We start from the raw sequence: 26,634 nt of genomic DNA on the forward strand, positions 1-26,634 counted from the left end.
ATAAAATATTTTTTCTATTTTTGTATCGATCATTACAAAATAAAAATGCGAGGAAGACCTATTATTCATGACAATTCGGAATTGATTCAAAAAGCACAGGATATTTTTTGGAAAAAAGGCTATACTGCAACTTCTCTGAATGACCTTTTAACGATTACAGGAGCGGGAAGCGGAAGTTTTTACAATACTTTTAAAGGTGGGAAAAAGCAGGTTTTCAAAGAAGCTATCAATCAAAGAAGACAGGCTTTTGCAGAATTTCAAAATAAATTGGAAAAAAGCAGATTCCCAATCGAACTAATTAAAGATTTTTTCAGAAGTATTGCGAATGAAAATGAAGTCTCTCATTTGAAAGGCTGTATCATCGCAAATACAGTTGTAGAAATGACATATATTGATGAAGAGCTCGAAAAGGAAGCCGTAAAAATCCTCAAAGAAGTTGAAGAAATGTATACCAAAGCTATTAAAAAAGCTCAGGAAAAAGGAGAAATAAAAAACCAAACCGAAGCATCTGTCTTAGGAAAATATCTGATCACTTTTTGGTGTGGCTTAAATACATTGAGAAGAATGTATCCTGATAAAAAAGTACTTTCTCAACAAATAGAAATGCAATTGGCTGTCATCAGCTAATTTTTTTAACCATTTATGGATCGATCATTACAAAATAAAATTTAATTAAAATGAATTTACAATTAACCTCAAAAAAAGCTTTTATTAGTGGTTCTACACAAGGAATTGGTTTTGCCATTGCTCAACAATTATTAGAAGAAGGCGCAGAAGTTATCATCAACGGAAGACAAGAAGAGAAAACAGAAAATGCGGTTTCACAACTAAAACAACAATTTCCCAATGCAAAAGTTTCAGGAATTGCTGCTGATTTTTCTAATAATAAAGAAGTAAAAAATCTGCTTGAACAATTGAATAATATTGATATTCTTATCAACAATGTCGGAATTTTTGAGCTTAAAAATTTTGAATCTATTTCCGATGAAAACTGGTTGCATATTTTTGAAATTAATGTAATGAGCTCAGTGAAATTATCAAGACATCTTCTGTCTACAATGCTGGAAAAAAACTGGGGAAGAATTATTTTCATCAGCAGTGAATCGGGAGTGAATATTCCTGAAAATATGATTCATTATGGAATGACAAAGGCTTCAATGATAGCCATCAGTAATGGTTTATCGAAACTTACAAAAGGAACCGAAGTAACTGTTAATACCATTCTTGGCGGACCTACTTATTCCGACGGAGTTGCTGAAACAGTCGAAAAAATTGCTAAGACTCAAAATATAAGTATTGAACAAATGAAATCTGCAATTGTACAACAAACAAATCCGGATTCTCTTCTCCAAAGATTTATTGAGCCTAAAGAAATTGCCAATCTTGTAGCTTATCTTTCAAGTCCGATTTCTATTGCTACCAATGGAGCAAGTTTGAGAGCCGATGGTGGGGTTTTGAAAACTCTTTAAATAAACTTTATAAAACGTAGTTTGGTGCGTTTTGTATTTTTGAACATCTTATGAAAGTAAAAGATCAACTCCAGTTTCACATTTAATAACATATAGTTCTAATAATTAAGTACATAAAAACCCATTTGGCTAGTAATTTGCTGCAATAAAACAAACTAATTCATTATGGAAATAACGTACTACGGACATTCTTGTTTCTCGGCAAAGATTAATGGGAAGCACATTCTTTTTGACCCTTATATTACACAAAACAGTTTGGCAAGCCACATCGATGTAGACAGCATTAAAGCTGATTATATCTTCGTTTCGCACGCACATTATGACCACATTTTTGATGCTATACGAATCGCAAAAACCACAGGTGCCAAAGTAATCGGGAACTTTGAAATTTATAACTGGCTCACTAAAAACGGTGTAGAAAATGCGTTCCCAATGAATCCGGGAGGTAAATTTGCTTTCGATTTCGGTACAGTAAAATGTGTTAGTGCACAACATTCAAGCAGTTTTGAAGATGGAAGTTACGGCGGTATAGCATGTGGATTTATCATCAGCAGTGACAATGGAAATTTCTATTACAGTGGTGATGCTGCGTTATCTCTCGATATGAAATTGGTTGTAGATTTTGTACAGCCCGATTTTGCAGTATTTCCGATAGGAGATCTATTAACAATGGGCGTTGAAGAAGCCATTGCAGCAGCTAAAATGATTGGAGTATCAAATGTTTTGGGAGTACATTATGACACATTTGGCTTTATTATTTTAGATAAAGAAAAAGCGCTTGCTGATTTTAAAAACAACGGTTTACAACTTCATCTCCCTGAAATAGGAGCTACAATAGAATTATAAACAAATTTATCCTTCTAATAAAACGAACAAATAAAAATGGCCGGAAAAATTTCCGACCATTTTCTATTTATATAAAGCTTAATAAATTAAAACTTCAAATCACCATTCACTTCTCTTACAGCCTGCGCTGCTTCAGCGAATTTCAATTGCTCTTCAGCAGTCAATGTGATATTTACGATTTTTTCTACCCCGTTTTTCCCGATGATTGCAGGAACACCAAGACAGATATCGTTTTGTCCGTATTCACCTTCAAGCATTAGAGAACAAGGGATCATTTTCTTTTGGTCACATGCAATCGCCTGAACCATTACAGAAACAGCTGCACCTGGAGCGTACCAAGCAGAAGTTCCTAATAATTTTGTAAGAGTTGCCCCTCCTACTTTCGTTTCTTCGATTACATATTTTTGTTGCTCATCGTCTAAGAATTCAGTTACAGGAACACCGTTTCTTGTCGCTTTGCTCAATAGAGGAAGCATACCTGTATCACTGTGAGCAGCGATTACCATTCCGTCTACGTCAGAAATTGGAGCTTCCAACGCTTCAGCCAATCTGTATTTGAATCTTGCAGAATCCAAAGCACCACCCATTCCGATGATCTTGTGCTTAGGAAGACCAGAAGTTTTGTGTACCAGATAAGCCATTGTATCCATTGGGTTAGAAACCACAATAATGATAACTTCCGGAGAATGTTTTACTAAGTTTTCAGTAACATCTTTTACGATTCCAGCGTTGATACCGATTAATTCTTCTCTTGTCATTCCCGGTTTTCTTGGAATCCCTGAAGTGATAACCGCTACATGAGAACCTGCAGTTTTGCTGTAATCTCCTGTTGTTCCGGTAATTTTCGTATCAAATCCGTTAAGAGAAGCCGTCTGCATCAAATCCATTGCTTTACCTTCAGCAAATCCTTCTTTAATGTCTACTAAAACTACCTCTGAACAGAAGTTTTTCATTGCGATGTATTCTGCACAGCTTGCTCCTACAGCGCCTGCACCTACTACAGTTACTTTCATTTTGATTTATTTTTAAATTATTTTAGTTTAAAATTGAAAACCCCCAAATTTAACAATTCCTGAAAAATTGAGCAATCTTTCAGGAATTTAATTATCTTCAAAAGTGATATTTATATTGTATTGAAAAAAATTAGTTTACGTTTAATAAAAACGTGTATAATTTTTTAGCTCCTGATAATACCTCATCATACTTTTCTTCCGTCACTTCCGTGTCAAGAACTTCTTTGAAGTTTTTCCACATCGGTCCTGTATTTTCCTGATAGCATCCGAAGAAATTGAACGTCACATCATCAAAACCTTCCGTTTTAGAAAGCTGTTTGGCGATAACATTTCCACCCAAAGTAGAACCTTCGATCACGTACATTGCTCCCAACGCTTCATTTTCATTAGAAAATTCAAGTTCGTGAGAAGCAGATTGGTTTTCCAACGCAAGACTCGCCAAATCTTTTTCAATTAAAGGAAGTTTTTTTCTGTTGCTCAACTGAAGTTTTTCAGAGAACTTATCCGAAAGACTGTTGAAGATTTTATCTTCAGAGTGAAGAAGCATCAGATAATTGGTACCGATGATCTTTTTATAGTCTTCAAGCGTAAAAGTTTTATTAAAAATTTTTTCTGAGTTGAAAAGCTTTTCCGCAGCGTCGTGATATTCTGCTGTGTTTTGTTTAAGATATTCAGATACCATAATAAGGATTTAAAAAGTTCCCCAAATTTACGGTTTTTTAAACGTTAAAATGAAGGAAGTCCCATCTTTATCACTTTCATAATCTATATTTCCTCCGATTCTTCGCATAATTCGGTGAACAATCGACAATCCTACTCCATTTCCTTTGAATTTCTTGGCATTATCCATCCTGTTGAAAATTTTAAACATTTTATGCTTATTCTCGTCAGGAATTCCGATTCCGTTGTCTGAAATTCTGTAAATAATGATGTCTTCTTCTTCTTTTCCTTCAATTTCAACTTTAGGATTTTCCTGTTGAGACGAATATTTTATTGCGTTGTTGATGATATTTAAAAACACCTGATGAAGCATCGTTTTATCCGCCAAAACATCGGGACAATCTTTAATAATGATCTCACTTTTCGGACTGTCAAAAGTAATTTTAGCGTTTTCAGAAATTTTTTCGATGATGCGGTATGTTTCCTGTCTTCCCAATTCGATTTCGCTGTGTTTTGCACGGCTCAACTGTAAAACATCATGCATCATTTCCGCCATATTGTCGATCTCTTCAATAATAGAATTTATTTTTCCTTTGCTTTTTTCGGAGCCGTCTGTAAGACTTTTTAAAAGCATTTGGGCATTCAGTTTCATCACGGTTAAAGGTGTTCCTAAGTCATGAGAAATCGTGTACGAAAAACTGTCCAGCTCTTCATTTACTTTTTTAAGCTCATCATTAAGCCTTTTTATCGTATTATAATTTTTATGTGACGTTTCAAGAATCAAATCACGTATCGCCTGTAAAGCTGCAATATTTCTCGAATTCCAGCGTTTTGAATTTCCTTTGATATTTTCTGTAAAAATCTGGAAAGAAGTTCTGGGTGAAACGATTTGTTTTTCTTCCCCGTTTTGCGAAAATACTCCTATTTTTTTCTCTGGATTTCCTGCCCAATTGATATGTTCGTCAAACTCTTTTCGGAACCAGATCAGCAGATTATTTTTACTTCTTTCAACAAAATAAATAACGATTCCGGCTGCATTTTCATCAAGACCCAATTCTTCACCGTGATCTTTCAGAAAACTTCTGCTTACATAAATAGTATCGTTCGTATTCTCATATGCCCACTGAACAATTTTTTCAATCGTTTCACGAGTCGGTGTAGTACCTTCCGTAACAATATTTTCGTCTGCAACAATAGCTAAACCATCTGCTTCCGTAAGATTTTTAATCTCCAATTTATTATCAATTAAAGAATCAAATAAATTGTTGTTTTTTAAAAATTCTGCTTTTAGCTGTGAAGACTTTTCATTCAGTTCCAAACGGTATTTCAGTTCGTTTTTAGATTTAAAAGAAGAATACGCATTGGAAGCCAATGCTGTAAAAATCCCTGCCTGAACTCTGTCTTCAAGGTCGATATGTTTGGCTTCAGGATTTTGGCACGTCACCAATCCCCAAAGATGATCATCAATAATAATGGAAACACTGAAACTTGAAGCTGCTCCCGAATTTTTTATGTATTGCCCATGAATAGGCGACATTGCGCGGGAAGCCGAATACGTAAGATCGATTATTTCGTCTGATTTGCTTAAAATAGGAACAGTTTCTGCGTACACATCACTGAAAATTCTTTTCCTTTTTTTAAGATATAATTCTCTCGCCTGTCTCGGAATATCGGATTCAGGATAATGAAGTCCCAGAAAGCTCTCCATATTTTCGCTTCTTCGTTCTGCGATTACTTTTCCGGAACCGTCCATCATGAATTTATAGATCATCATTCGATCATAATTCACAATGCTCGAAAGCGTATTTAAAAGCTGTTCCCAGATTTCCTGAGCATCATCGATAATGTAAAAATTATCGTATTTATTAGAAATTCGTTTGTTAGGATTTTCTAAAACCGCTTCAAATTCAAGGAAAATATTTGTTTTGCTTTTGAAAACCGAGAAATGATATTCTTTACCATTGATAAAAATTTTATCAAAATAAGTCTCATTTTCTCTTCTGGTAAATGTATTTAGGGAATTATAAATATCCGAATCGATAATACTTTTAAAACTATCAGGAAAAGCTGTAATTTTTTTATCGAAAAGCTGCTGTGTGTTTTCGATATTAAAAATATCCTCAATATTCTTGCTAAAAAAAGTAATGGAATGAGACTCTGCATCAATGCCAATCAGATAACCAAAACTTTGTATATAGCCTGGAATATGGATAGGCTCTTCATGACAGTCTACAAAATTCATATAATAATTTTGATCTATCAAAGATAACGCTTTTTTTAAAGGAATATTATATTTTGCAATGAAATGCATACCACAAAAGCAAATTAAGCGGTAACTTAAAAAAGATAATTTAATTAAATATTGTTTATTAACGTAAATTTCACAAAATTTATTACAATTTTATGCTAATTATAAAATCGGTTCTTGAGACATTCGGGGAATTATAATTTTCTGAGGGTCATTTTCATCATACATGATTTCAATTTTTCCTTCTTTTGGAACAGAGGCAAGATTAAGAAGATCGACGATCTTTTTGTACACTGCAATATGTTCTTTTCCTTTAAAATCTTTAAAACTTACCTGAAACATGATTTGAGGCTGGTTATTAATCGTCAATCCGGTCTGGCTTACAGTGATAATTTTTGCATCGGCATTTCTTCCGGCAAAAAGAATACGTTCTTCTTTGGTATTTTTAAAAAATTTCCCAATGATCATTTGATATACCACAATCGTTAATAAAAACATCACTCCACTGAAAATAATCGGGTGCATAAAAGTGAGAAAACGCCACCCAAAATCGAATGATTCTTTGGTATAGAAGTAGTAATACAAACCGATAACATAAGCAATCATAAAAACCGTAAAGAAGATTCTGAATACCATTCCGATCCCATTGAACTTTGTTTTTTGTCCGGCTAATATAAAATACGGATCTTGTGAAGTATCCGGATTCAGTAAAACTTTCACGGTATTACCAACATTAAATCTTTTTTCCTGAGGTTTTATGTCATGAAACATCATCTCATGTTCAATGAAAATATTCCTGAGATTCTGAAAAGAAAGTACAATCTGAATGATATTGATGTTCGATTTAGCATTATATTTTATCAATTTATAATCTAAAATTTTTGCATTTCTCGAAATTCCATTACTTAAAATATGACTGATTGTATTTTTAGCCTTAAAAGTTTTCAGGAAAAGATTATTGATGAAGAAAATAAGCACATACAGCCAAATCGCTAAAGAAATGCCAAGATAAATATAACTTACTAACACAGAATTTCTTGGTTCTGTTGCAACTTCCGAAGTCATCGTGTAAATAAAAATCGGAAACGGAATACAGAAAACCAGCATGTATATCGCCCAGAAGATGATCATGAACTTCATAATTAATATTTTGTGATTGTTATAAAGTTATGATAAACCTGTGTAAACTAAAAAAAATTAACCACAAAAGAAATAAAATAATTAATGCGTAATCTTTATTTCTTTTGTGGTTAAACCTTGATATTATTAACCGTTCAAATTTTTGATTTAAACCTCTTTTTCGAAGTAAAGCATATAGTATTTTCCTTTTTCATCTTCTCCTTGAGCCAACTTCTGACGGTCTCCATGAATGTAGATGTGGAAGTTTTTGTCTAATTTAATGATGCTTTTGAAATGTCTCTGCGTTTTCTTCACCGCCGCTTCACTGATCGGGAATTCTTCTGCAATATTAATCTGCATATCTTGCTCATAATCTGTTTTAAAATTATTAAAACTCTCGATCACATGCTCATCAACCAATACTGCATTGGCAAATTCATCCAGCTTAAATTCTTCTTTTTCTTTGAAGAAATTGATGGATTTATTTAAGAAATCTGCCTGATCTGCTTTGGAAACTTCAAATTCCTGAGGCAATTGTTTTGTGATATAATCTTTGTACACCATCAACGCTTCCTGCGTGTGAAAATATTCGTCGTCGCGCTGTTTTATTTTTAAGAAATCCTCAAACCAGTAGTACATATCTCCGTTTTTGTTGTTGTCAACCACAGAAAGTACGTATCCGGTTTCTTTGTCGTTATTATAAATCAAGGCAGCTTTATCGATTTTAGACAAACCGATTCCCTGATCTTTTTCGATGTCAAAAGTTTCATCATTTGGAGAAATTTTCAGGAAAGACTCTCTTTTTTCGGTTTTAAAAATACCGATTTTATCCACTCTTTCCGTTCCTTCTCTTTCGTCTTCAAAATAGACGATAAATAATTCCCCACCCTGAACTCTAGGATTTTCAGCAGCTTCGAAAAGATGTTTTGCAATGTTTTCAGATTCCCAAAGAAACTTCGCTTTATCATCAAAAATTTCAGATACAGAACTGAAAACCGGATTATTCACCAAATAAGAATCACTGTAAAAATGAAACGTTTCCTCTGATTTGAATGAACCTAAGAAGTAATCTTCAAGCAATTCTGCCATTCCTTCTTCCAGCTGCAATTCTTCCTGAGAAAGCGTTAAAGATTCTCCGTTGATTTTATTTCCGACTCTGTGTACTACTATTTTTGAAAACATCCTTTACATATTTTGGATTGCAAAGATATTAATTATCTCAACAATCAACAGTATTTCATTCTGATAAAAACCTTCTCATTTTGACATGCTTTTTCTTATTTAAACTTTATATTAAAAACAATCAAACCACTGTATTTCAATTAATTAAATAAAAATTATTTTTAACGGAATACAATTTGGCATTATGATTTTCAAAACAGAAACAAAATGGACTTAAAAACATTAAACAGAATCGACAAGCTAAGAAGGTTGAAAAGCAGAGGACCGGAAACCCCAAAATGGCTGAAATCTTACCGAATGTTGGTATTGGCTTTTTTGGCGATGTTGGTTTGGCTCTTTTTTGAAAAATTTTAATTAAATCAAATTTAAATATGAATTATTTACAGGCTGTTCAGGAAATTACAACCGTTATTCCCGAAATTGAGAGTGAACTGAAGGAAACTAAATGTCAAAATTCTTATAGTGTCATCCAAACATTTACGGACAGAATTAAAAAGATGATCCGACAAAACGACAGAAATATTTTATTCAAATGTTTAAAAAAGATGGATGAAATTTACCGAAACGGCGATACTGTATTAAAAAATGCTGTAGAAACCACTTTCATTTATTCACTGGACAATTGTACTGCTTTTTGTAGCGAAGAATACCGAAAAGTGATTTTTAGTCACATTTCTCAGGATCTGCAGAAGATCTATTCGAGACAGATTTACAGCCATGGCACATAGTTTTGTTACATATTTAAACTATTTCATTACAAATTATAAAAATCGACAAAATAAAAAATCATTCAAAATCAACATTTTATGAAAACTAAAATAAGAAAAATATCCGACTGGAAAACCTTCAAAACAACGACCAACAGACACAATATTGAAATTCTGGCAACTCACATCGCCGTGATTATCGGTGTATTTGTTTTTGCTGCCATTTTATAAACTTTGGTACGGTTTTCGCCACAATAGAAATGTTCTGAAAAATATTAATTATGATGAATGTACAAATGCGAGCTATTAATCAAAAAATAGCTATTGAATATTTAAAATTTTTCTATCCACCCCTTCGAAAAGAAATCACAAATTTGTCTGTACAAGACAATTTTCCGGGTGTGATCCAGGCAACGGTAAATTACCTGAAAGACCTTCTACAAGAGTCGAAAGTGAATATTGTCGCCCATCATCTCAAGCTCATGGATATGATCTATAAAGGCGGGGATTCTTATGTAAAAGACATGATTGAAAATCTTTTTGTAAGGTCATTTGAAAGCTTTAAAAAGCATTCAAAAATCCAACACTGGAAGCTTCTTTATCAATATATGCCTATGAATTTTCAGTTGATCTACAACGATCAGCTAAAACAGGATAGGATGTTTTTTGGAAAATAAGATTAAATTTGAAAATAAAAGCGGCGAAACCAAAGATTTCGCCGCTTTTATTTAATTCTTCTTCGTAAAAACTTTTTGTATCGTTTGAAGTTCGTTTTCATTCATTTTTGAAGATTTCTTCAGTTTTGCTACAAAAGTATCTACTTCTTCAGCTGTTGAAGGGCATCCAAGATTTTCGTTTTTATCATTAAATGAATCCGCAAGAAACCTCACCTTTTGGATTTACAACCAACCAAAACGGAAGTCCGGCATCTTTTCCTTTATACTTATTCATCAGCTCTTCTCCACCCGGATTTTCAAGCGTTTTTTTCTCTCCTCTTTCCTGAACATCTACATACGTCGTAACGAATTGCTTATTAAAAATAGGTTTTGTTTCCGGCAAATTCATATTATTTTCCATTACGTGACACCATTTGCACCACGAAGCATGAAATACAAGAAGGACGTTTTTATTTGTTGATTTGGCTTCAGTAAGAGCTTTCTTTAGTACAACATCAGCTTTTTCCTGAGCGAAGTTTAATTGAAATAGGAACAATCCTACTATCATCAATATTTTAGAAAATTTCATTTGAACTTGATTTTGGTTTTAAAATTACACTAATGTAAAGATTTTTTTTGTAATATTTTGTTGTGGATAAATGATTCAAAATCAATAAAGAAATTCTTATATTTGTTTAATAAATCTTATTACACAATGAATATTTCTGCTGAAAAAAATGAAATCATAAAGTGGATAAATTCTTTGGAAAATCCATCTATTATAGAAGAAATTAACAAAATCAGAAAAAGAAAATCTTTTGATTTTGAGAAAGAATGGGAAAGAGGAATTTCTATTGATGAAGCCAGAAAAAGAACTTCAGAGTTTATAAAATCATTAGATTGGAAAAAGTAAATATTATCTTACACCCAAGCGTTACAGCATTTTTTGAAGAACTTATCACTGTTTTATACGAAAAAAATTATTTTGGATTTGAAAGTGATGCTCAAGCTTATGTACGAAAAATTTATGATTTCATAGAATATAATCTTCCTATTTTTCCCTATAAAAAAACTCCTGAAAATTTATTAAGTTTAGGTTCAAAATATATTTTCTACAAAGCCAATCAAAATACAACTTGGTATATCTTTTTTGAAAATTCTGAAAATCGTTATCTGATAACTTTCATTACCAATAATTATTCTGAAATTATTCAGTTTTTATAAATAAAAAAATCCTCTCGCTTACGCTCAAGGATTTTATATTCAATCAGTCTGTGACTGCCTATTTTATTTTTTAATATAATATTCATAAAATTAACCACTTACATATTTTAAAGGTACAAATACGATACAAATATGTATATTTTTAAACCTTTTTAGAATAGCGGTTCGTTGTTTTTCTCGCTTTTCATGCAGTAGCTAATTATCTCCCGTGATTGTCAATAAAGCAGATACGTGAATATATTTCATCATTTATTTAACAGCCGCCTTTTCGGGGGACACGTTGAAAAATTACTTTATTATCCCGTTCTACATATTCGCCCGATATTATTGGGTATGCATACTTGGGTGCGTGCGATACGTAATGGCTTTTTATAATTATTTTGTCGTTAACTTTCAGGCTCTGCAATTGCTCAAGTTGAGACTTTTCCGGCTCAAATCTTACAATATAATCGTCACCATTAATCCTGACCATCACTCCGAAACCTAATCTTGAGCCTGGCGGAAGAGAAAGAGAGGTTACAACTGCCTCCATATTGGTATAACCTTTAAGATTCTCCCTTATTTTAGCTTCAGCGTCATACACTTTTTTACCTGCAGGAGACGCTTCCCATTTTTTGAACATTATACCGGCAGGAGTAGCCTCCCATTGTTTCACTGCAGCTTTCTTTTCAGCAGCAGAGAGGGTCTTGGGGATTGATTTTTTAGACGTTTCATTTCTAGTTTCACAATTAGCAAATACCAGTCCGCTTACCACAACCAGCAGTAAGATCAGCACATAAATAATTTTTTTCATGTTTCTTGTAGATTTAATTAATAACATTGTTTATACTCCTTTTAAAGTTTATGCCTCAAAATTACTTTACTATTTTTCTGCTTGTGCGCTTAAAATTGTAAATAAAAATGTAAACTTTGTAAATAAAAACTTGACACTATGTTTAATAGCAGAAATCTCCTTTCAGGAAAACGCAAATACTTGCTCGGATTCATACTTCTCTCATTTATCTGTGTAATCTATGCAGCTTTCAGCAGTGAGGATAGTGACGACTTTGACTTTGCCAGAAGGGAAGTTTTGCTCCGCAGAATCGGACATGAAATACTTCTACAGTCGGGTGATCGTACATCAAGAGTCCTTCCTGTGAAAAAAATTGCAAAAAATGAATATCTGATCAGCTTTGAGAAGGAGATTACTTTTCAACCTGACTCCTTGGTGAATACTACTCAACGTTTGTTAGCCAAAGACCCATTTACAAATGATTATGTTGTTAATGTACTTAACTGTGGCAACTCCAGTGTAGCTTATGGATACGCTATATCTAAAAATAAACAAGATGATATTGTATCCTGTAGAGGAAGAAAGCAACCCGTCGCCTGTTATATGATCAGCATTAAATTCAGACCGACAGGAATAAATATAGTAAAAAATGGATATCTTCTGGGCGGTCTGTCATTTTTAGCATTTGTTGGTTTTATTTTTTTCAGATCTGCTAAGCCTCGGAAAACTTTACCTGAAAGTCAGCATACAGATATGTTAACTTTGGGCTCCGTGTTGTTCGATGCGAAAAACCGTAAGCTTATTAAAAATGAAAATACAATAGAATTGACAGGAACTGAAACTCGTCTGTTACTCATTTTCGCACTATCTCCTAACGAAACTATAGAGAGAAACCAGGCTGCAAAAAGAGATATGGGAAGATGAAGGTGTTATTGTAGGGCGTAGTCTGGATATGTTTATATCAAAACTTAGAAAAAAACTGGAATTTGACCCGAATATCAAAATTGTAGTTATACGCGGAAAAGGATATAAGCTTGAAATTAGCGCTTAGAAATACCAGGAATATTTATTTGCTGTAATGCGTAATATGGTACAATCAATTAAACGATAAATAAATATATAAACAAAAACCGCTATAGACCTTTGTCCATAGCGGTTTTATATGTTTTATTAATTAATACTAATCAATAATTATTTTACTTCTTCGAAGTCTGCATCCTGTACATCTTCTGCACCTCCTGCATTTCCAGCATTTTGTGCTCCTGCATCTGCACCTTGAGCTCCTCCTGCTGCATACATTTCTTCTGAAGCTGCCATCCAAGCTGCATCAAGAGCTTCAGTTTTAGCTTTCACATCATCACCCTTTTTAGCTTCGAAAGCTGCTTTCAATTCTGTGTGAGCTGCTTCGATTGCTGCTTTTTTATCTGCAGACAATTTATCACCAAACTCTTTCAATTGCTTTTCAGTCTGGAAGATCAATCCGTCAGCTTTGTTGAAAACCTCAACTTCTTCTTTTCTCTTCGCATCAGATGCAGAGTTTTCCTGAGCTTCTTTCTTCATTCTTTCGATTTCTTCGTCAGAAAGACCAGAAGATGCCTGAATTTTAATAGTCTGCTCTTTACCAGTACCTTTATCTTTAGCAGAAACGCTAAGGATACCATTTGCATCAATATCAAAAGTTACTTCAATCTGAGGAACTCCTCTTTGAGCTGGTGGAATATCTGTTAAGTCAAATCTACCAATTTCTTTGTTGTCGTTGAACATTGGTCTTTCACCCTGTCCTACTCTGATGCTTACAGCCGGCTGGTTGTCAGAAGCTGTAGAGAATACTTCAGATTTCTTAGTTGGGATCGTTGTATTCGACTCAATTAATTTAGTGAAAACAGAACCCATCGTTTCGATACCTAAAGAAAGTGGTGTAACATCTAATAAAAGAACGTCTGTTACATCACCTGTAAGAACTCCACCTTGGATCGCTGCACCAATTGCTACAACCTCATCCGGGTTTACACCTTTTGAAGCTTTTTTACCAAAGAATTTCTCAACTTCTTCCTGAATGATCGGGATTCTTGTAGAACCACCTACCAAAATTACTTCATCGATATCAGAAACTGATAAACCTGCATCTTTCAACGCTTTAGCAACTGGTTCCATAGAACGTCTTACTAGAGAATCAGATAATTGCTCGAATTTAGCTTTAGTTAAAGTCTTCACTAAGTGTTTAGGACCTGTAGCTGTAGCTGTAATATAGGGAAGGTTGATTTCAGTTTGTGGAGAAGAAGACAACTCGATTTTTGCTTTTTCAGCAGCTTCTTTTAATCTTTGTAATGCAATTGCATCAGATTTAAGCTCTACCCCTTCTTCAGCTTTGAATTCGTCTGCCATCCAATTGATGATCACATCATCAAAATCATCGCCTCCTAAGTGAGTATCTCCGTTTGTAGACAATACTTCAAATACACCATCTCCTAAATCAAGGATAGAGATATCGAAAGTACCACCTCCAAGGTCATATACTGCGATCTTCTGATCTTTGTGAGCTTTATCCATACCGTAAGCCAAAGCAGCTGCAGTAGGCTCGTTGATAATTCTTTCTACTGTAAGACCCGCGATTTCACCAGCTTCTTTTGTAGCTTGTCTCTGTGCATCATTAAAGTAAGCAGGAACAGTGATTACCGCTCTTGTTACCTCTTGCCCAAGATAATCTTCAGCAGTTTTCTTCATTTTCTGAAGCGTCATTGCAGAAATTTCTTGTGGAGTATATTCTCTATCGTCGATTTTTACTTTTACCGTGTCATTTGGTCCAGCTACTACTTCGTAAGGTACTCTTGAAATTTCTTTAGCATCTTCTTTAAAGTGAGTTCCGATAAATCTTTTAATAGAATATACGGTTTTCTTTGGATTCGTTACAGCCTGTCTTTTTGCAGGATCTCCTACTTTTCTTTCACCATCTTCTGTAAATGCTACGATAGAAGGAGTCGTTCTTTTACCTTCTGCATTAGGGATAACAACAGCATCTTTACCCTCCATTACTGCAACGCAAGAGTTAGTTGTACCTAAGTCAATTCCAATTATTTTACTCATAATATTTTATATTTTTTCTAATTTTTAAAATTTTAATTTACAATCAGTATTTCTCAATATTTATACCATTCAAAATTTTGTGACAAATTGACATATTTAATACAAAAAACATAGAGCTCATCCTGTTTTCAAAACTAAATAGAAGAGAAATATTTTGCTCTCATCCTGTTTAAACATCGTTTATTTAATGATTGTAGTTTTGTCATTCCTTTAAATAGGCATTAGTATTTTTCATCAATTTTGTCACTTTCTATTTATGGCTTCTTTTATTTCATTATTTCTCTCGATTTGATGAAAATTATCAACCAAACCCTTTATTTTTCGTTTGTTTTTAATAACTTTAATTTCTTACAACAAAAAATAAAACCTTCTCGTCTTCAGGATTATTTGATCTGTTAAAATTTAATCAAATCTTAACGTTGAAAAGCCCTCTGAGATGCGCTGAATGATTATTTTTGATAAATTATAAACTAACGAATGTCATTACACTTTAATCCGAGAGATATTACATGGCTTGCCTTCAACGAAAGAGTTTTACAGGAAGCGATGGATGAAAATGTGCCTTTGCATCTGAGAATTCGTTTTCTTGGGATTTTTTCAAATAATTTAGATGAATTTTTCAGAGTGCGGGTTGCCGGATTAAAACGTGCCATGGATTTTAAGGAAAAAGTAATCGCTGAATCTTTTTATCAGCCACCATCCAAAATTCTTCAGAATATCAATGAAATTGTAATGAGATTGCAGTCGAATTTCGATAAAACCTGGAGGAAAATTCAGGTCGAAATGGCTGACCAAAGTGTTTCTATTAAAAATTCAAAAAATTTAAGCGCAGGACAAAAAGAGTTTGTCAGAAAATATTTTGATGAAGTGGTAGAATCAAATGTAATCCCTATCCTTCTTCATGAAAATACACCGATGCCTTACATGAGAGACAAAAGTCTTTATTTAGGCGTTGCGATGAGAAAAAAAGACTGGCAATATTCGAGTAATTATGCTATTATTGAAATTCCTTCGCGTTTTGTGGGAAGATTCGTTCTTCTTCCGTCAGAAGATGTTGAAGAAAAAAATGTAATGCTTTTAGAGGACGTGATTACATTCAATTTGCCCCACATTTTTTCTTATTTCGGGTACGACGAATTTTCTGCCCACGCTTTTAAAGTAACAAAAGATGCAGAGCTCGATCTTGATAACGATATAAGAACCAATTTCGCAGAAAAAATAGAAAAAGGCTTAAAAAACAGAAGAAAAGGGAAACCTACGAGATTTGTTTTCGATAAAGATATGGACAAAGCACTTCTTGAAATGCTTATCCGAAAATTAAATTTAACCAAAAAAGACAGCATCATTCCCGGCGGAAAAATTCATAATTTTAAACATTTCATGGATTTTCCTGATGTTTTCGAAAAATATGAAAGACCCGTGGAAAGAACTTCTTTTACACACCCGGCTTTTGAAAACACCGAAAGAGTGACCGATGTTATTCTAAAGCAGGATGTCCTTCTTACCTTTCCTTATCACAAATACAATCCGGTGATCGACCTTCTTCGTGAGGCAGCGATGGATCCGGATGTAAAATCTATTCAGATTACCGCCTACCGTTTGGCGAGCAACTCAAAAATTATTAACGCATTGATTTATGCTGCAAGAAACGGTAAAGAAGTAATTGTAATGCTTGAACTTCAGGCGAGATTTGACGAAGAATCTAATCTTAAATGGAAAGAAATGCTGGAGCCGGAAGGAATCATTGTTTTGGAAGGAATTCCGAATAAAAAAGTTCATGCCAAGCTTTGCATCATCAAAAAAAGATCACACAACAAAACCATTCAGTATGGTTTCATCAGTACAGGGAACTTCAACGAAAAGACGGCAAGAATCTACGGAGATCATTTAATAATGACTGCAGATCGTGGAATAATGGCAGATATTAATAAAGTATTCAATGTGCTGAAAAGACCAAAAGAAGATTTTCTGTCAGTTTTAAGAACCTGCAAAAATCTTATGGTGTGTCCGCAGTTTATGCGTGAAAAAATCGTTCATCATATCGATAAAGAAATTGAGGAAGCTAAGGCGGGAAGAAAGGCAGAAATGATCATTAAAGCCAATTCTGTAAGTGACAGATCTTTAATTGAAAAATTGTACGAAGCTGCAGAAGCAGGAGTTCATGTGAGAATGATTGTAAGAGGAATCTATTGCGTTATCAATCAGAAAGAGTTTAAGGAAAAAATAAAAGGCATCAGCATCGTAGACGAATATCTGGAACACGCCAGAGTTATGTATTTCTACAACAAAGGTGCAGAAGACATGTATATCTCTTCTGCCGACTGGATGACCAGAAACCTGGATTACAGAATTGAAGCTGCCGCAAAGATCACCGATAAAAGCCTGAAGAAAGAATTGAAAGATATTCTCGACATTCAGTTGAAAGATAATGTAAAAGCTCGTATTTTAGACAAAAAATTGAGCAACGAGTACATTCATAATGATAAAGAAGAATGCCGTTCTCAGATTGAAACATACAGATATTTAAAAGCTAAAACGAACAAAAAATGAAGATTGCAGCCATAGATATAGGAAGTAATGCAGCCAGATTGTTGATTAATGAAGTAAAAATTAATAATAAACAGCCCGAATTCATTAAACTTAATCTTTTGAGGATACCTCTAAGATTGGGAATGGATGTTTTCACCCTTGGAAAAATCGGTGAAGAAAGGGAAAAAATGGTCATCGACTCGATGAAGATTTTCAGCGATTTAATGAAGATTTACAAGGTCGAACATTACAGAGCCTGTGCTACGAGCGCAATGCGTGATGCTGAAAACGGACAAAAAATCATCGAAGAAGTAAAGAAAACTTCGGGAATCAATATCGAAATTATTACCGGTGACGAAGAAGCCTCTTTGGTTTTTGAAAACCATATTGCAGAAGGACTCGACAAAGAATTTGCCTATTTATACATCGACGTTGGAGGTGGTTCTACGGAGCTTACGTTCTACGAAAACGGAAAAATGAAGTATGAAAAATCTTTCAATATCGGAACGATCCGTTTGCTGAATAATTTGGTAACGCCCGATAACTGGAAAGATCTTAAAGAAGAAATAAGAATCAATATCAACAGCAAAAAACCAATCGTAGCCATCGGTTCGGGAGGAAACATCAACAAAGTTTTCTCGATGAGCAAGACCAAAGACGGCAGACCGATGTCGCTGTCTCACCTTAAAAAAGTTCATAAAGAATTCGACGATCTTACCGTTGAAGAAAGAATGACAAAACACAACATGCGCGAAGACAGAGCCGATGTTTTGGCTCATGCTTTGAAGATTTTCAACAATGTGATGACTTGGTCGGAAATCAACAGGATTTTTGTTCCGAAAATATCTGTCGCAGACGGATTGATACACAATATCTACAGTCAATTGCACGACAAAAAGTAATTTTACGACATATACATTTCAAAACCGGTCATTTTTTGGCTGGTTTTTGTTTTTTAAATCATCAAAAATCTCTATTCTCAATCATTTAAACCCCAAAACGCTCAAACCCAATTTGGAGCTTTTTCCCGCTTTCCGTTGCAATCTTTTTTTTCAAAAAAGGATTTTCTCTACAATCGGGGCTAGGATTTTTGTTGTTTTCTCAACATTTCAGAGCTAATTCAACACTTTATTTTTCATCTTGAATCTTTTCTACAGCAACTAAAACCTTGACAAGGTTCACTCCATCCTGACAGAATTTCAAAAACCTTTTCAAAAATATAATCACACCCTTCCAAAATGATAATACTTTAATTCATATTTAAAGACATTTCTTCACTTAGAAAAACCCAGTCTACACTTGTTATTACGCTCGAAATGACCAAATTCCATTCAATCTGATAATGCTAATATGACCCGAAAAAAAATATTCAAAAAAACAGTACAATTTTTGCTATACGTTTAAAGTAAAAGCAAATGACAGAACGTCATCAACAATAATAATAGTAAAGAAATGAACTCAATAAAAATAATTCTCACAGGAGCAACAGGAATGGTAGGTGAAGGTGTTTTAATGGAATGCCTGGAGAACCCGAACATTTCAGAAATTTTAAGTGTAAGCAGAAAACCTTCCGGGAAAAAACATGCGAAGCTTAAAGAATATATTGTCTCAGATTTTCTGCAAATCGATCTTAATGACGAAAATTTCAAAGGGTATGATGCCGTTTTCTTCTGCGCCGGAATCAGCAGTGTAGGAATGAACGAAGAAGATTACACCAAAATCACTTACGATACCACAATGCATTTTGCAAAAGCCGTTCTCAATCAAAATCCGGATATGGTGTTCAACTACGTTTCCGGGGCACACACCGACAAGACAGAAAGCGGAAAGCAGATGTGGGCAAGAGTAAAAGGAAGAACCGAAAATGCATTGAGAAAATTGGGTTTCAAGGCTGCCTATAATTTCCGTCCCGGATTTATGAAACCCGTTGAAGGTCAGGAAAATGTAAAATGGTTTTTTAAACCTGTTATTTGGATTTTTCCTATGTTATTACCATCAAAATCATTAACTTTACATGAGGTAGGTATAGCAATGATTAACGCAGTACAAAAGGGATATCCAACCTCAACATTAGAAATCAAAGACATTAAAAACCTGGCTATATGAAAGAAATGTTAAAAAGAATTTTTCTGGTTGCTTTTATTTTATTGGTTCTGACTGCAATTTCGGGATTTTTTTATCTGCAAAAACATCCCATGGAAGGCAATAAATTCACCGGAAAAAATCTGAACTATTCAAGACAAGTTTCCAAATAAGCGGATCAACTTCATAAAAAACAAATGAGCCTTAAGACTTTACTTTGGGTTGATTGATCGCTCTTTATTTTTTACTTTTTCCCTTTTTCGTTGTTTTGTATTTTCACTATCATACTTTTAACAAAAATCATCAATCGCAACCTATTTATTAATCATTTCTTAAAATTAGCTTAAAATGTTTACAAAGTAGAAACTTCATTTTTGCATAAATTTAAAGTACGTACAAAAATGATTAATAACTACTTGTTAAAAGGATCTGTAATTGCCGCATTTTTCCTTCAGGGAGCGGTTTTCGGACAGACATCTCTTATCCATTACTGGAATTTTAACAACAATGCTTCCGCAGCTTCCATCACAACGCCTACCTCAACTTTGGTTGGTGGTTCTCTGAATGCAGCTGTAAGCGGAACTACCGATGTAGATTTTGCAGGCGGAACAGGACAAAACTTCGATGTTAACAATTTGAATGCAAGAAACGGAGATGCTTCCGGAACGCATTTGAGATATAATTTCCCTATTAATGGTAATTTGCAGTTCAATTTACCGACAACAGGTTACAATAATGTTGTTATAAAATTTACGACGAGAAGATCCGGTTCTGGAGCGGGAACGCAAACTTGGACGTATTCTACAGACGGAACGACTTTCGTGCCTTATCAGACGGTTTCTCCACAGGATGCCAATCCACAATTAATTACATTCGATTTTTCAGCGATTGCAGGAGTTGCGAATAATCCGAATTTTAAATTAAAAGTTGTTTTCTCCGCAGGTACAGGCGGAACCGTAGGAAACAACCGTTTCGATAATTTTACGGTAGACGCAGCAGCAGTTGGTGGAACAGACACTACTCCGCCGACGGTGGCTTATCTTCCGACAAACAGCACAAACAATGCCTCAACGACTGTAAATCCTACGATTTCTTTCAACGAAAATGTAAGATTAACAGACAACTCAACGATCAACGATTCTAATGCACAAACGCTTGTAGATTTCCGTCTTGGAAATGCTTCAGGTACTCAAGTTCCCTTCACCACGACTTTCGCTAACAATAAAATCACTGTAATCCCGACTTCAGGATTGCTTCCAAATCAGGCTTATTATTTAGCTTTAAAACCAAATATGGTGGAAGATACAAGTGATAATGCAGTGACGACAACGACTTCAACGATATTCACAACAGCGGGAACGTCTATTTCTTTAGATAAAAACTTCATTAAAGTCAATGAAAATCAAGGAACTTTAGCATTTAAAATCAATGTTAACAATCCTTCAACTTCTACGGTGAATCTGGTTGTAAAACCTGCGCCATTTAGTACAGCAGACAGTAATGATTTCACTTTAACGAATCAAACCATTAATATTACACCGTCAACAACGAGCTATACTGTAAATATTCCTATTCTTGATGATACTTTGCAGGAACAACAGGCAGAATATTTTGTAGTAAGCCTTGAAAACCCTGTCGGATCAACCATTTCAGGTGACAACAATGCGACGGTTTATATTGTTGATAATGATAAACCAGCTCCTGTTCCTTCAAACCAAATTTCATTAAACTATATCGGAAGTTTTGATCCTTCCGGAAACAGCACAAGTTCTACGGAAATTGTAGTTCATGATCCTACGACACAGAGATTATTTACGATCAGTTCAATTACGGATGTTTTTGATATTATTAATTTCAGTAATCCGAATACTCCGACCGTTATCAACACCATCAATATGGCTCCATACGGTGGAATCACGAGCATCGCTGTGAAAAACGGAATCATCGCTGCAGCTTCTCCCAATGCAAATCCACAACAAAACGGTTCGGTTGTTTTCTTTGATATTAACGGAAATTTCCTGAAGCAAGTTACGGTTGGAGCGTTACCGGATATGATTACTTTCTCTCCGGACGGAACAAAAGTAATGACTGCGAACGAAGGTGAACCAAACGATGCTTACACGGTAGATCCGGAAGGAACGGTAAGTATTATCGACATCTCAGGAGGAATTGCAAGCCTTACACAAAGCAATGTAACGACGCTTAATTTCAATGCTTTTGATTCTCAATTGGCTGCGTTGACGGCAACAGGTTTAAGAAAAGTAAGAACCAACAATACTCTTTCTCAGGATTTAGAACCTGAATATGTTACCATAAGTTCTGATAGCCAGAAAGCTTGGGTGACGCTTCAGGAAAACAATGCCGTTGCGGAAATTAATTTAGCTACAAAAACGATTACAAGCATTTGGGGATTAGGTAAAAAAGACATGAGCATTCCTGGAAACGGTTTTGATGCTTCTGACAATAATGGTGAAGTTTTAATTGCAAACTGGCCTGTAAAAACCTATTATACTCCAGATTCTGTTCAGAATTTTAAAGTCGGAAATACTAATTATATCGTAACCGCGAACGAAGGTGACGAAAAAGATCTTGGTGGTTTCAGCGAAAGAACAACGGTTGGAGCGAATGATTATACGTTGGATGCTACACTTTTCCCTCAATCGGCTATTTTGAAAGCGTCTTATAACTTAGGAAGATTCAGAGTTAGCAATGCGACAGGAAATACGGACGGAGATGCAGAATTTGAAGAAATTTCGGCTTTAGGAGCACGTTCTTTCTCGATTTTCAATGCAGATACAAAACAGATCGTTTATGACAGTGGCGACAGATTTGAAAGATATATCGCAGCCAATCATCCATTGATTTTCAATGCTGATAACGAAGCAAACGGTGCAAAAAACAGAAGCCGTGCAAAAGGTCCTGAACCGGAAGGTGTTACTTTAGGAAACATCAACGGACAAACGTATGCTTTCATCACACTGGAAAGAACGGGAGGTGTAATGGTGTATAACGTTACAGATCCCAACAATCCGACTTTTACAGACTACAAAAATTCTCGTACGACTTCGGCTTACGGTGGCGACAACGGTCCGGAAGGAATCATCTACATCGCTCCTGAAAATACGACAACAGGAAAAGGGTATGTAGTTATTGCCAACGAAATCAGCGGAACGTTGTCGATGTATGAAATTGCACAAGCGCCGACATTGGCAACGGGTGAAGTGAAAACTGAAAAAGCAACGTTCAACGTGTTCCCGAATCCGGTTGCAAAAGGAAATACACTGTATTTCAACAGAGCTCAGGATTACGAATTGTACGATATGTCCGGTAAATTACTTGGAAAAGAGAAAAATGCTTTAACGATTGAAACTTCGAAACTTTCTACAGGGGTTTATCTTGTAAAAACTTCTGAAGGACAAATAAAAAGAGTAATTGTAAAGTAGAATATATTATTATTTAGTTGATTGAAAATGAAGCCTCGATTTTTCGGGGCTTTTTTGATACAAGAAAATTTATTAGTTTTAAACTTTATAAAAGCATGAAAGAAGAATATGATATTTTAATTCAAAAAGCCTACAAAGCAAAAACAGAAACCAATTACTGGAATCAAATCACTCCGTTAAGACAATTTGTGAATGAAGAAATGATCTCGGAATGTTTTCAATTAATTGATTCTGATGATGTAAAATATAAACAAATCGGAATTGATATTTTGTGTCAGTTGGGACGAAAAAGAAAGGGTTTTGTTAAAGAATTATTTGAAAAAGTTTTTGAAATTTTTGAGACATCGACCGACGAAAATTTAATTTTCACGAGTCTATTTGCCATTGGTCACAACAATGAATATTTGAAAGTTAAACAAATTAAGGCTTTAGAAAAATTTCAAAACTCAAAGTCAAAAAATATAAGATATGCACTCACTTTTTCTTTACTTGGAATTGAAAACGAAAAAGCTATTAAAATGCTTATCAATTTAGCTCAAGACCGAAGTCCGCGAGTACAAGATTGGGCGACTTTCGGGTTGGGAACACAAATAGAAACTGACAATGAGGAAATTCGAAATATTCTTTACAAAAACTGTTTTTCAAAAGACGATCAGACGAAACAGGAAGCCCTAAAAGGTCTTGCCAATCGAAATGATGAAAGAGCAAAAGAGATTATTCTGCAAGAACTCAAAAATGGAAATTTTGGAGGTCTTTTATTTGATACTATTTTAAATATTAAAAATGGCGAAGAATATATTTCTTACCTGATTAGTATCTATAATAAATTTAAAGATGATAAAAGCATCAATAAACAATGGCTTTCTGAGCTTAAGAATTGTATAGAAGTATTGAAAGAATAAAAAAATCCGGCGAAAAATTTTCATCGGATTCTTTATATTTTAATGCATATCATCATAAATCCTCACAAGATCTACTACATTTTTCACTTGCAGTTTTTCAAAGATCTTTTTCTTGTAGGTGCTTATGGTAGACATTTTCAGGTTTAAACTGTTTGAAATTTCGATATTCCCATTTCCTTCTGCCAGTAATTTAAAAATCTGAAACTCCCTTTTGGAAAGCCTTTCCACAGAATGACTGTCGGTAGAATGAGTCACCAATTTTTTCATCATGTTGATCGTATAGTAATACCCTTCTTCAAAAATAGAACAGACACCTGTCAAAATTTCAGCTTCTGTAGCTCCTTTGTTGAGGTATCCAGCCGCACCTTCTTCTATATATTGAATCCCGACATTCTCATCGTAAGTAGAAAAAATAAGGATTTTCAGATGTTTCTGCTTCTTTTTGAGTTCTTTTACCATTGCCTTAAAAATACTTTCCGGTATGTCGATGTCAATAATCAACAAATCATATAGCTTTTTAGAAACTTTTTCTTTGGTTTCCATATATGTTTCGGCAAAATCTATCTTGCAAGGATATGGAAGTTTTGTTTCCAGTACCAGAGCCGTACCTGTTCTTACAACATAATGACCATCAGCAATGAGTATATTTTTCATAGTTTAGTTTTAGATAAAATTTTCCATAAGAATAGCATATTCAGTTATCTACGGAAAAAATCGTTTTTTGGATTTTTCATTCACAATTTGCAATACAAGTAGTAGACCAAATGTCTTACTTTTCTAAAATAAATTCTTTATTTTAAAGGGTTTTAAGGATATTTTAATATAATTTCTCTAATCCTGAAAAAATTTCAGAATCTCCGGTTTTGGATTATTTCCTCTATTTGCTGTTGTAATTTTGGCTTTTAAACAGTGGTAATAAAAAGAATATTACAAGCACACATCCCCATATCGCATTGTAAATAAATTTTTTACAAAAATAAGATATAAAAAATTCACCGAGAGATAGAATTATTACTATAAAAATTTTCATAATTTTCCACTATCATTCTAAAATAAACAAAAAAGACAGATATAAATACCTGTCTTTCAATATATAAATTAAATTAATTATAATTCTGAATTATCTCCCTTTGGTGTCATATCATCAAAATTTGTTTTTTCTTTTTTCTCAGGAATCGTAATTATTTCCTTTTTCACCTCTTCAGGTTTCCCTTTTAAATAACTAGGCAAATCTAATCCCGCCATATTAAACAGGTCATTCAAAGGAGGAACTGTCTTCATCATTCCCGAAACAAAATTCGCTGTTGAAGTATTTCCGTCCTTATTATTTCCGCTATCCCAAACCGTAACTTTATCGATTTTAATATTTTTAACCGCTTCCACCTGAGTTCTAACCAACTCCGGAAGTTTCTCGATCAGCAATAACTGGAATGCACTGTTCGTGTCGCCTCCTGCAGCCTGTATAATTTTGTCGTAACCTTCAGCTTGCTTCGTTAAGATTTCGTACAAACCTTTTGCTTCGGCTTCCATTTTCGCAAAAATAGCATCGGCTTCTCCTTTCGCCTGCAACCTGATTTTTTCAGCTTCAGCTTGTGCATCGATGATGGCTTTTTGCTTTGCAATTTCTGCATGTACCACAATATTCGCCTGTTGAGTAGAGCGCTCTCTTTCTGCTCTTGCATCTTCAGCTTTTTGCTCGGCAAGGTAAGATTCTTCCAATGATCTTGCTGCCTGTACTTTTTCTGCCGCCGTTGCTATTCTCAATGCTTCCGCTTCTTTTTCCCTTCTTTCGGCATCAGAATTGGCGATGGTAATTTTCGCTTCGTTTTCTCCTTTTACAGCGATTGAGTTGGCAAGAGAAGTGGCAATTCTGGCTTCTTTCGCCGCTTCAGCTTTCCCGATCGATTCATCTTTCATCGCAGAAGCAATGCTTACTTCCCGGTCTTTTTGAGTAATTGCTATTTTTACGTCTCTGTCTCGTTGCGTTTCGGCAATCTGAGTATCTTTTTCCCTATCTGCAATCGCTTTTCCTGTTTCTCCGATCTTCGTTTGTTCTGCAACACTTATAATCGCTTCATTGATGGCTTTTGCGGCCGCTTCTTTACCTAAAGCTTCGATATATCCGGATTCATCTCTGATATCGGTAACGTTTACGTTAATCAGTTTTAAACCGATCTTCTTTAATTCCGTATCAACGTTTTTAGAAATATTATCTAAAAATTTATCTCTGTCTGAGTTGATTTCTTCAATAGTCATCGTTGCGATCACCAAACGAAGCTGTCCGAAAAGGATATCTTTAGAAAGCTCCTGAATCTGCTCCTGCGCCAATCCTAATAATCTTTCTGCTGCATTTCCCATAGAATCTGTCTCTGTAGAAATTGCAATGGTAAATCGACAAGGAACATCTACACGGATATTCTGTCTTGAAAGCGCATTGGTAAGATTGGCTTCAATAGAAATCGGTTTAAGATCCAGATAAGCATAATCCTGAATTACAGGCCACACAAAAGCACCACCACCGTGGATACATTTTGCAGAGCTTCCGCCCGTTTTACCATAAATTACTAAAATTTTATCCGAAGGACATCTTTTATATCTTGAAATAAGAGCCAAAAATGTGACGAATAGTACGAATACAATAACTACTACGAGAATTAATGTTCCTGGTATTTCCATAAATAAAGAATAAGTATGTTAA

At 34.6% G+C, this 26,634-nt stretch carries 28 protein-coding genes; 17 read left to right on the forward strand and 11 right to left on the reverse strand.

Annotated features, from left to right (window positions below; all coding sequences use genetic code 11):
* Window positions 1–45 precede the first annotated feature (45 nt).
* From J3D55_RS18695 to J3D55_RS18705, 3 genes are all read left to right on the forward strand, one after another.
* Window positions 46–627, forward strand: coding sequence for a TetR/AcrR family transcriptional regulator (locus J3D55_RS18695; RefSeq protein WP_259133149.1), 582 nt, complete (start codon window positions 46–48; stop codon window positions 625–627).
* A 50-nt stretch (window positions 628–677) separates the two neighbouring features.
* A complete protein-coding gene (locus J3D55_RS18700; protein ID WP_259133152.1) occupies window positions 678–1,469 on the forward strand; it encodes an SDR family NAD(P)-dependent oxidoreductase in 792 nt (263 codons plus the stop codon).
* Between the two features lie 165 nt (window positions 1,470–1,634).
* On the forward strand, window positions 1,635–2,315 hold the full coding sequence (locus tag J3D55_RS18705) for a metal-dependent hydrolase (protein WP_259133153.1): 681 nt from the start codon (window positions 1,635–1,637) through the stop codon (window positions 2,313–2,315).
* 86 nt (window positions 2,316–2,401) lie between these two features.
* On the opposite strand, the gene J3D55_RS18710 is transcribed toward J3D55_RS18705, so the two are convergent.
* The 5 genes from J3D55_RS18710 to J3D55_RS18730 form a co-directional block, all read right to left on the reverse strand.
* Window positions 2,402–3,328 carry a malate dehydrogenase gene (locus J3D55_RS18710; protein WP_259133155.1) on the reverse strand — a complete coding sequence of 309 codons (927 nt, stop codon included), beginning with the start codon at window positions 3,326–3,328 and terminating at the stop codon, window positions 2,402–2,404.
* A gap of 130 nt (window positions 3,329–3,458) precedes the next feature.
* Window positions 3,459–4,010 carry a biliverdin-producing heme oxygenase gene (locus J3D55_RS18715; protein ID WP_259133157.1) on the reverse strand — a complete coding sequence of 184 codons (552 nt, stop codon included), beginning with the start codon at window positions 4,008–4,010 and terminating at the stop codon, window positions 3,459–3,461.
* Between the two features lie 27 nt (window positions 4,011–4,037).
* Window positions 4,038–6,230 (reverse strand): ATP-binding protein, encoded by a 2,193-nt coding sequence (locus J3D55_RS18720; protein ID WP_259133159.1) that lies wholly within the window; start codon window positions 6,228–6,230, stop codon window positions 4,038–4,040.
* A 168-nt stretch (window positions 6,231–6,398) separates the two neighbouring features.
* The gene (locus J3D55_RS18725) at window positions 6,399–7,376 is read right to left on the reverse strand and encodes a hypothetical protein (RefSeq protein ID WP_259133162.1); all 978 of its coding nucleotides are present in this window, start codon (window positions 7,374–7,376) and stop codon (window positions 6,399–6,401) included.
* A gap of 147 nt (window positions 7,377–7,523) precedes the next feature.
* Window positions 7,524–8,537, reverse strand: a complete 1,014-nt coding sequence (locus tag J3D55_RS18730; RefSeq protein ID WP_259133165.1) for a nucleoid-associated protein — start codon at window positions 8,535–8,537, stop codon at window positions 7,524–7,526.
* Window positions 8,538–8,744: 207 nt separating this feature from the next.
* Here J3D55_RS18730 and J3D55_RS18735 point away from each other — a divergent pair, with 207 nt between their 5' ends.
* From J3D55_RS18735 to J3D55_RS18750, 4 genes are all read left to right on the forward strand, one after another.
* A complete protein-coding gene (locus J3D55_RS18735; protein WP_259133167.1) occupies window positions 8,745–8,891 on the forward strand; it encodes a hypothetical protein in 147 nt (48 codons plus the stop codon).
* Window positions 8,892–8,908: 17 nt separating this feature from the next.
* A complete protein-coding gene (locus J3D55_RS18740; RefSeq protein ID WP_259133170.1) occupies window positions 8,909–9,265 on the forward strand; it encodes a DUF7674 family protein in 357 nt (118 codons plus the stop codon).
* A gap of 78 nt (window positions 9,266–9,343) precedes the next feature.
* Window positions 9,344–9,475 (forward strand): hypothetical protein, encoded by a 132-nt coding sequence (locus J3D55_RS18745; protein ID WP_259133171.1) that lies wholly within the window; start codon window positions 9,344–9,346, stop codon window positions 9,473–9,475.
* Between the two features lie 50 nt (window positions 9,476–9,525).
* The gene (locus J3D55_RS18750) at window positions 9,526–9,921 is read left to right on the forward strand and encodes a DUF7674 family protein (protein ID WP_259133174.1); all 396 of its coding nucleotides are present in this window, start codon (window positions 9,526–9,528) and stop codon (window positions 9,919–9,921) included.
* Between the two features lie 51 nt (window positions 9,922–9,972).
* On the opposite strand, the gene J3D55_RS18755 is transcribed toward J3D55_RS18750, so the two are convergent.
* Together J3D55_RS18755 and J3D55_RS18760 are read right to left on the reverse strand one after the other, a co-directional pair.
* Window positions 9,973–10,134 (reverse strand): hypothetical protein, encoded by a 162-nt coding sequence (locus J3D55_RS18755; protein WP_259133176.1) that lies wholly within the window; start codon window positions 10,132–10,134, stop codon window positions 9,973–9,975.
* On the reverse strand, window positions 10,109–10,489 hold the full coding sequence (locus J3D55_RS18760; protein WP_259133178.1) for a DUF255 domain-containing protein: 381 nt from the start codon (window positions 10,487–10,489) through the stop codon (window positions 10,109–10,111). The genes J3D55_RS18755 and J3D55_RS18760 overlap by 26 nt, the downstream gene beginning before the upstream one ends.
* A 126-nt stretch (window positions 10,490–10,615) precedes the next feature.
* On the opposite strand from J3D55_RS18760, the gene J3D55_RS18765 reads away from it, so the two are divergent.
* Both J3D55_RS18765 and J3D55_RS18770 read left to right on the forward strand, forming a co-directional pair.
* Window positions 10,616–10,813 (forward strand): hypothetical protein, encoded by a 198-nt coding sequence (locus J3D55_RS18765; protein WP_259133180.1) that lies wholly within the window; start codon window positions 10,616–10,618, stop codon window positions 10,811–10,813.
* Window positions 10,801–11,124 (forward strand): hypothetical protein, encoded by a 324-nt coding sequence (locus J3D55_RS18770; RefSeq protein WP_259133182.1) that lies wholly within the window; start codon window positions 10,801–10,803, stop codon window positions 11,122–11,124. Before J3D55_RS18765 ends, J3D55_RS18770 begins: the two co-directional genes overlap by 13 nt.
* Window positions 11,125–11,377: 253 nt before the next feature.
* On the opposite strand, the gene J3D55_RS18775 is transcribed toward J3D55_RS18770, so the two are convergent.
* Window positions 11,378–11,917: a hypothetical protein gene (locus tag J3D55_RS18775; protein WP_259133184.1), complete on the reverse strand. Its 540-nt coding sequence runs from the start codon at window positions 11,915–11,917 to the stop codon at window positions 11,378–11,380.
* A gap of 138 nt (window positions 11,918–12,055) precedes the next feature.
* Here J3D55_RS18775 and J3D55_RS18780 point away from each other — a divergent pair, with 138 nt between their 5' ends.
* Both J3D55_RS18780 and J3D55_RS18785 read left to right on the forward strand, forming a co-directional pair.
* Entirely contained in the window at window positions 12,056–12,820 is a 765-nt protein-coding gene (locus J3D55_RS18780) for a helix-turn-helix domain-containing protein (protein ID WP_259133185.1), read from the forward strand.
* Between the two features lie 28 nt (window positions 12,821–12,848).
* Window positions 12,849–12,947, forward strand: coding sequence for a helix-turn-helix domain-containing protein (locus tag J3D55_RS18785; protein ID WP_259133187.1), 99 nt, complete (start codon window positions 12,849–12,851; stop codon window positions 12,945–12,947).
* Between the two features lie 140 nt (window positions 12,948–13,087).
* Here J3D55_RS18785 and dnaK read toward each other — a convergent pair whose 3' ends face one another.
* Entirely contained in the window at window positions 13,088–14,980 is a 1,893-nt protein-coding gene (dnaK, locus tag J3D55_RS18790) for a molecular chaperone DnaK (RefSeq protein ID WP_259133189.1), read from the reverse strand.
* A 477-nt stretch (window positions 14,981–15,457) separates the two neighbouring features.
* Between dnaK and ppk1 the strand changes: the two genes are divergently transcribed.
* The 6 genes from ppk1 to J3D55_RS18820 all read left to right on the forward strand — a co-directional run bounded on the left by ppk1 (window position 15,458) and on the right by J3D55_RS18820 (window position 23,936).
* Window positions 15,458–17,530, forward strand: coding sequence for a polyphosphate kinase 1 (gene ppk1, locus J3D55_RS18795; RefSeq protein ID WP_259133197.1), 2,073 nt, complete (start codon window positions 15,458–15,460; stop codon window positions 17,528–17,530).
* On the forward strand, window positions 17,527–18,411 hold the full coding sequence (locus J3D55_RS18800) for a Ppx/GppA phosphatase family protein (RefSeq protein WP_259133199.1): 885 nt from the start codon (window positions 17,527–17,529) through the stop codon (window positions 18,409–18,411). The genes ppk1 and J3D55_RS18800 overlap by 4 nt, the downstream gene beginning before the upstream one ends.
* 550 nt (window positions 18,412–18,961) lie before the next feature.
* Window positions 18,962–19,615, forward strand: a complete 654-nt coding sequence (locus tag J3D55_RS18805; RefSeq protein WP_259133209.1) for an NAD-dependent epimerase/dehydratase family protein — start codon at window positions 18,962–18,964, stop codon at window positions 19,613–19,615.
* On the forward strand, window positions 19,612–19,764 hold the full coding sequence (locus J3D55_RS18810) for a hypothetical protein (protein WP_259133211.1): 153 nt from the start codon (window positions 19,612–19,614) through the stop codon (window positions 19,762–19,764). The genes J3D55_RS18805 and J3D55_RS18810 overlap by 4 nt, the downstream gene beginning before the upstream one ends.
* A 228-nt stretch (window positions 19,765–19,992) precedes the next feature.
* Window positions 19,993–23,034, forward strand: coding sequence for a choice-of-anchor I family protein (locus J3D55_RS18815; RefSeq protein ID WP_259133215.1), 3,042 nt, complete (start codon window positions 19,993–19,995; stop codon window positions 23,032–23,034).
* A 95-nt stretch (window positions 23,035–23,129) separates the two neighbouring features.
* Window positions 23,130–23,936: a HEAT repeat domain-containing protein gene (locus J3D55_RS18820; RefSeq protein WP_259133220.1), complete on the forward strand. Its 807-nt coding sequence runs from the start codon at window positions 23,130–23,132 to the stop codon at window positions 23,934–23,936.
* 39 nt (window positions 23,937–23,975) lie between these two features.
* Here J3D55_RS18820 and J3D55_RS18825 read toward each other — a convergent pair whose 3' ends face one another.
* The gene (locus J3D55_RS18825) at window positions 23,976–24,590 is read right to left on the reverse strand and encodes a response regulator transcription factor (protein WP_259133225.1); all 615 of its coding nucleotides are present in this window, start codon (window positions 24,588–24,590) and stop codon (window positions 23,976–23,978) included.
* 453 nt (window positions 24,591–25,043) lie between these two features.
* A complete protein-coding gene (locus tag J3D55_RS18830) occupies window positions 25,044–26,612 on the reverse strand; it encodes a flotillin family protein (protein WP_259133241.1) in 1,569 nt (522 codons plus the stop codon).
* Window positions 26,613–26,634 lie beyond the last annotated feature (22 nt).

The sequence above is a fragment of the Chryseobacterium ginsenosidimutans genome, assembly GCF_024807225.1.
Classification (GTDB): domain Bacteria; phylum Bacteroidota; class Bacteroidia; order Flavobacteriales; family Weeksellaceae; genus Chryseobacterium; species Chryseobacterium ginsenosidimutans.